The sequence below is a fragment of the Pedobacter sp. 01T416_2 genome (genome assembly GCF_056398925.1).
Genome location: NZ_JBFTQI010000551.1, coordinates 1 through 4028, shown reverse-complemented (window position 1 = coordinate 4028; position 4028 = coordinate 1). Strand labels below are relative to the sequence as shown.

Here is a 4028-nt window from a genome sequence, read left to right as displayed (position 1 = left end):
TTATTAATCAAAGACGTATTGGGCTTTGAAGGCGAATTGGTATTCGATGCAAGCAAACCTGATGGAACACCACGTAAGTTGATGGACGTAAGCAAACTTCATAATTTAGGCTGGAAACATCAAATAGAACTTCGCGAAGGTATTGCTTTGGCTTATCAGGATTTTGAAAGCCGGTACTAAAAAATAATTGAATGAGAGAAGGGTTGGATGACAGAATGCTTTAATCCTTCCATTCAATCACTCACTAATTCGCTCATTCATTAATTTTATATAGTTAGAATTTATATATTTGATCAGATAAATAAATTTTAACTATATGACTTTAGTTCAGCTAGAATATATTGTTGCTGTAGATACTTACAGAAGTTTTGTTACCGCTGCAGATAAATGTTTTGTAACGCAACCTACCTTAAGTATGCAGGTGCAAAAACTGGAGGAACTGATCAGCGTTAAAATTTTCGACAGGAGCAAACAGCCAGTAAGTCCGACCGAAATTGGCGCCCAGATTATTGCCCAGGCCAGGGTTATTTTACAGGAAAGCGGAAAAATAAAAGAACTGATCAGCAGTCAGCAACAGGATGTTTTAGGCGAACTAAGAATAGGCGTAATTCCAACTGTTGCGCCATACCTGCTCCCCGAAGTAATTTCTGCCATGTTGGATAAATATCCTGAATTAAAACTTTTAATCTGGGAATATACCACCGAAGATATTATTCACCACCTCAAAACAGGTGTACTGGATTGTGGTATTTTAGCCACCCCACTTACCGATCCGAACATTACCGAAATTCCATTATATTACGAAAACTTTGTAAGCTATATCAGCAAAAACAGCAAACTTTATAAAAAGAAAGCCGTTGATGCGGAAGACCTGAATGACGAAAACATCTGGCTTTTGAACGAAGGTCATTGTATGCGCAATCAGGTTTTGAACATTTGCCGCTCTACAAAAAACAACAGATTGCAGGGACTGGAATACAATACAGGCAGTGTAGAAACGCTGGTTAGAATGGTCGATTTAAACGGTGGCGCAACATTATTGCCTGAGCTGGCCATAGCAGAATTAAATACAAAACAAACTAGTAAAATCCGACATTTTAAATCGCCTGAGCCTGTGCGTGAGATCAGCCTGGTAACCCATAAAAACTTTATTAAAAAACGGATGCTTAATGCTTTAAAAGATGAGATTTTAGAAATTATCCCAAAAGCCATGAAGCAAAAAAAGAAAAAAGATATTGTTGGGATTTAGTTCTTCTTGCGAAGTTTAAAAGGGCGAAGCGATGGAAAAACTTCGAAAGCTTTTAATATGATCGTTATTACGAGAAGGCTTTTTCAGCCGACGAAGCAATCTTACAACGATCGTTAGTAGCGAGTGCATTAAGATTATTCATTTTTGCAGTTGTTTTTAAAGGTCTTCATGAGCTCAATCGTTCGGTTATCTTCGTAACTCGCAATGACGACTTTTCTATAAAATTGATTATTTCACAGCTCCGGAAACTAACCCCTTCTCCCTATCTACATGATCAGCCAGTTTGTAGCCTGATGCAGCGGGGTTTTTATCTTCTAAAAAGATTAAAATAATTAATGAAACAATGGGGATTAAAAAGGAAATCAAAAACCAGAACCAAAAATCCCGGCCTGTTCGCTTTGCCAAAAAACCTGCAAGTAACTGTGGCGACAATAGTAGTCCGAGTACAATAGTACCTACGATTATCTCTGGCATTTGTTATTGAATTAATCGATTACAAAAACACTAGCTTGCTTAGAGATCTTGTTTTCCTACTGGAGGTGCTGATAACAATCCTTTAATATCGCTCTCCACTTCTTCCTCTTCGCCTTTTTTCTTTTTCTTATTTTTTGCTTTAAGGCCTTTACCACTTAAACGTTCCTCAATGATTTTATCATATTCGGTTTGCTGCTCTGGCCTTAGAACATTGCGGATATTTTTTGATGTTTCGTTCTGTAGCTTATAAAATTTATCTACATCCTCTTCACGTGAGTTGCCTGCCTGTTGTCTTTTGATTAAATCTGCCTGCTCTTTCGCCTGGTTATAGGTAAAGCTGTAAATTACGCTTTTTTGTGTGCCATTTAGTTTTAATCGTTTATCCAGATCCTCCACATTCTTCTGTGCAATTTCTCCTGGAGTAGGCACTTTATTTTGCTGTGCACGCACCAATCCATTTACACCAACAATAACTAAAAATAAAATTACAAGCCTTTTCATTTCGAACATTTTATATCTGCGAAGTTACTTAATTATCTTAAAACAAGAAAGTCCCGATTTGCATCGGGACTTTCTTAAATTTTATTGAATGTTTAGCTTATAAAGCTTTTTTGTAAAGCTCAGCAACTGCATCCCAGTTAATTATATTCCAAATTGCCGCTAAATAATCAGGGCGTTTGTTCTGGTATTTTAAATAGTATGCATGCTCCCAAACATCGATACCTAAAATTGGTGTTCCTTTAACTTCAGCAACATCCATTAAAGGGTTATCCTGGTTTGGTGTAGAAGAAACCTGAAGTTTTTTATCAGCACCTACTGATAACCAGGCCCAGCCTGAACCAAAACGGGTAGCACCAGCTTCTTGTAATTTAGTTTTAAGATCRGCAAACGAACCAAAAGTTTCGTTAATTGCTTTAGCTAAATCGCCAGTTGGCTCACCACCTTTATTTGGACCTAAAATGTTCCAGAACAAAGAGTGATTATAGTGACCTCCACCGTTGTTTCTCACAGCAGCTGGGAATTTTGAAATGTGTTTTACAATTTCCTCGATGCTAGAAGTCGCTTCTGGCTTACCTTCTAAAGCTTTATTTAGGTTGGTAACGTAAGCTTGATGGTGTTTATCATGGTGGATTTCCATGGTAGTTTTATCAATATGCGGTTCTAATGCATCGGTTGCGTAATGTAACGCAGGTAATTCAAAAGCCATAATGTTTTATGTTTAAAGATTTAAAAATGTTTCTTGTAGCAAATATAACATTAGAACGTTAAGATTTGTTCATGTTATTATCATCAAATCGTTTTCTGCGCTGTTGTTGTAAAGTTGGGAGGATTTAAAAGCTGTAAGGTTCAGGACGATAACCAACAGTTTTAATGAAAAATTAACTTTTCAGTCGATAGTTGATGGTCGATAGTAAAATAGCCCGTTTCCCTACGAACTATAAACCATGAGCCATTAACTCGTCTCTTCTACCTTTTCTTTGCAAAAAAATCCCTCATCAATATTGCACATTCCTCTGCCATTATCCCTCCTTTTAACACCGTTTTCGGATGCAGCAGATTTGCGTTTTTGGAGATAAAGCCTCTTTTTTCTTCTCTGGCACCATACACAATACGACCGATCTGTGTCCAATAACTTGCACCGGCACACATTACACAGGGCTCGATGGTTACATATAAGGTACAATCCCTTAAATATTTCCCGCCTATCGTTTGCGCTGCAGAGGTAAACGCCTGCATTTCTGCATGCGCAGTAACATCATTGAAGCGCTCAGTTAAATTGTAGCCACGACCAATAATCCTGTTTTTACTAACCACTATTGCGCCGATGGGAATTTCATCCTCAGCCAAAGCTTTTTTTGCCTCTTCCAAAGCCAATTTCATATAATGGATATCCTCTTCTTCAGGGTCGGTATTTTCGAAGTTGTAAAAACTCATGTGGCAAATATAGGGTAAGACTTCCTAAGTTTCCAAAGGTAACAGTCAGGCGAAACTTCTGAAGTCTATAGGTAAACTTTTTCTGATTAGGTTTTTGGAGCGCAGTTACAGTGCTAATCGGTTACCTCAGTCCTGCTTTCCGTTACAAGTCCTCATTCGTACCTCACTCCGGTCTTTTCACTTCAATCAGGGCTATTTTCCCGCAGATCGGCGCTGATGAAAGCCGCAGAATTTAACATTTTAAATTGCTTAGAAATCTGCGTCGATTTGCGTGTCTTATCTTTTTAAATCTGCGGGAAAATGGGAAGTATGTTTACTAAACCAATTTACTCCCGTTAGGAACTTTACTTTGTACGGCAGTCAATACGAT

Annotated in this window: 5 protein-coding genes and 1 pseudogene; 2 read left to right on the top strand and 4 right to left on the bottom strand. The window is 37.9% G+C overall.

Annotated elements, in window-relative coordinates:
* Together AC1DPQ_RS20085 and AC1DPQ_RS20080 are read left to right on the top strand one after the other, a co-directional pair.
* Positions 1 to 180: pseudogene (locus AC1DPQ_RS20085) on the top strand (GDP-L-fucose synthase); the annotation flags it as partial.
* A 136-nt stretch (positions 181 to 316) separates the two neighbouring features.
* Entirely contained in the window at positions 317 to 1249 is a 933-nt protein-coding gene (locus tag AC1DPQ_RS20080) for a hydrogen peroxide-inducible genes activator (RefSeq protein ID WP_215165801.1), read from the top strand.
* Between the two features lie 228 nt (positions 1250 to 1477).
* Here AC1DPQ_RS20080 and AC1DPQ_RS20075 read toward each other — a convergent pair whose 3' ends face one another.
* The 4 genes from AC1DPQ_RS20075 to AC1DPQ_RS20060 form a co-directional block, all read right to left on the bottom strand.
* A complete protein-coding gene (locus AC1DPQ_RS20075) occupies positions 1478 to 1723 on the bottom strand; it encodes a hypothetical protein (protein WP_477579038.1) in 246 nt (81 codons plus the stop codon).
* A 39-nt stretch (positions 1724 to 1762) separates the two neighbouring features.
* On the bottom strand, positions 1763 to 2224 hold the full coding sequence (locus tag AC1DPQ_RS20070) for a hypothetical protein (RefSeq protein ID WP_477579036.1): 462 nt from the start codon (positions 2222 to 2224) through the stop codon (positions 1763 to 1765).
* A 97-nt stretch (positions 2225 to 2321) separates the two neighbouring features.
* On the bottom strand, positions 2322 to 2930 hold the full coding sequence (locus AC1DPQ_RS20065; RefSeq protein ID WP_477579034.1) for a superoxide dismutase: 609 nt from the start codon (positions 2928 to 2930) through the stop codon (positions 2322 to 2324).
* 260 nt (positions 2931 to 3190) lie between these two features.
* The gene (locus tag AC1DPQ_RS20060; protein WP_215165794.1) at positions 3191 to 3658 is read right to left on the bottom strand and encodes a nucleoside deaminase; all 468 of its coding nucleotides are present in this window, start codon (positions 3656 to 3658) and stop codon (positions 3191 to 3193) included.
* Positions 3659 to 4028 lie beyond the last annotated feature (370 nt).

Coding starts and splice junctions, on each gene's coding strand:
- AC1DPQ_RS20080 (WP_215165801.1), top strand. CDS start 317: ATGACTTTAGTTCAGCTAGAATATATTGTTGCTGTAGATACTTACAGA.
- AC1DPQ_RS20075 (WP_477579038.1), bottom strand. CDS start 1,723: ATGCCAGAGATAATCGTAGGTACTATTGTACTCGGACTACTATTGTCG.
- AC1DPQ_RS20060 (WP_215165794.1), bottom strand. CDS start 3,658: ATGAGTTTTTACAACTTCGAAAATACCGACCCTGAAGAAGAGGATATC.
- AC1DPQ_RS20070 (WP_477579036.1), bottom strand. CDS start 2,224: ATGAAAAGGCTTGTAATTTTATTTTTAGTTATTGTTGGTGTAAATGGA.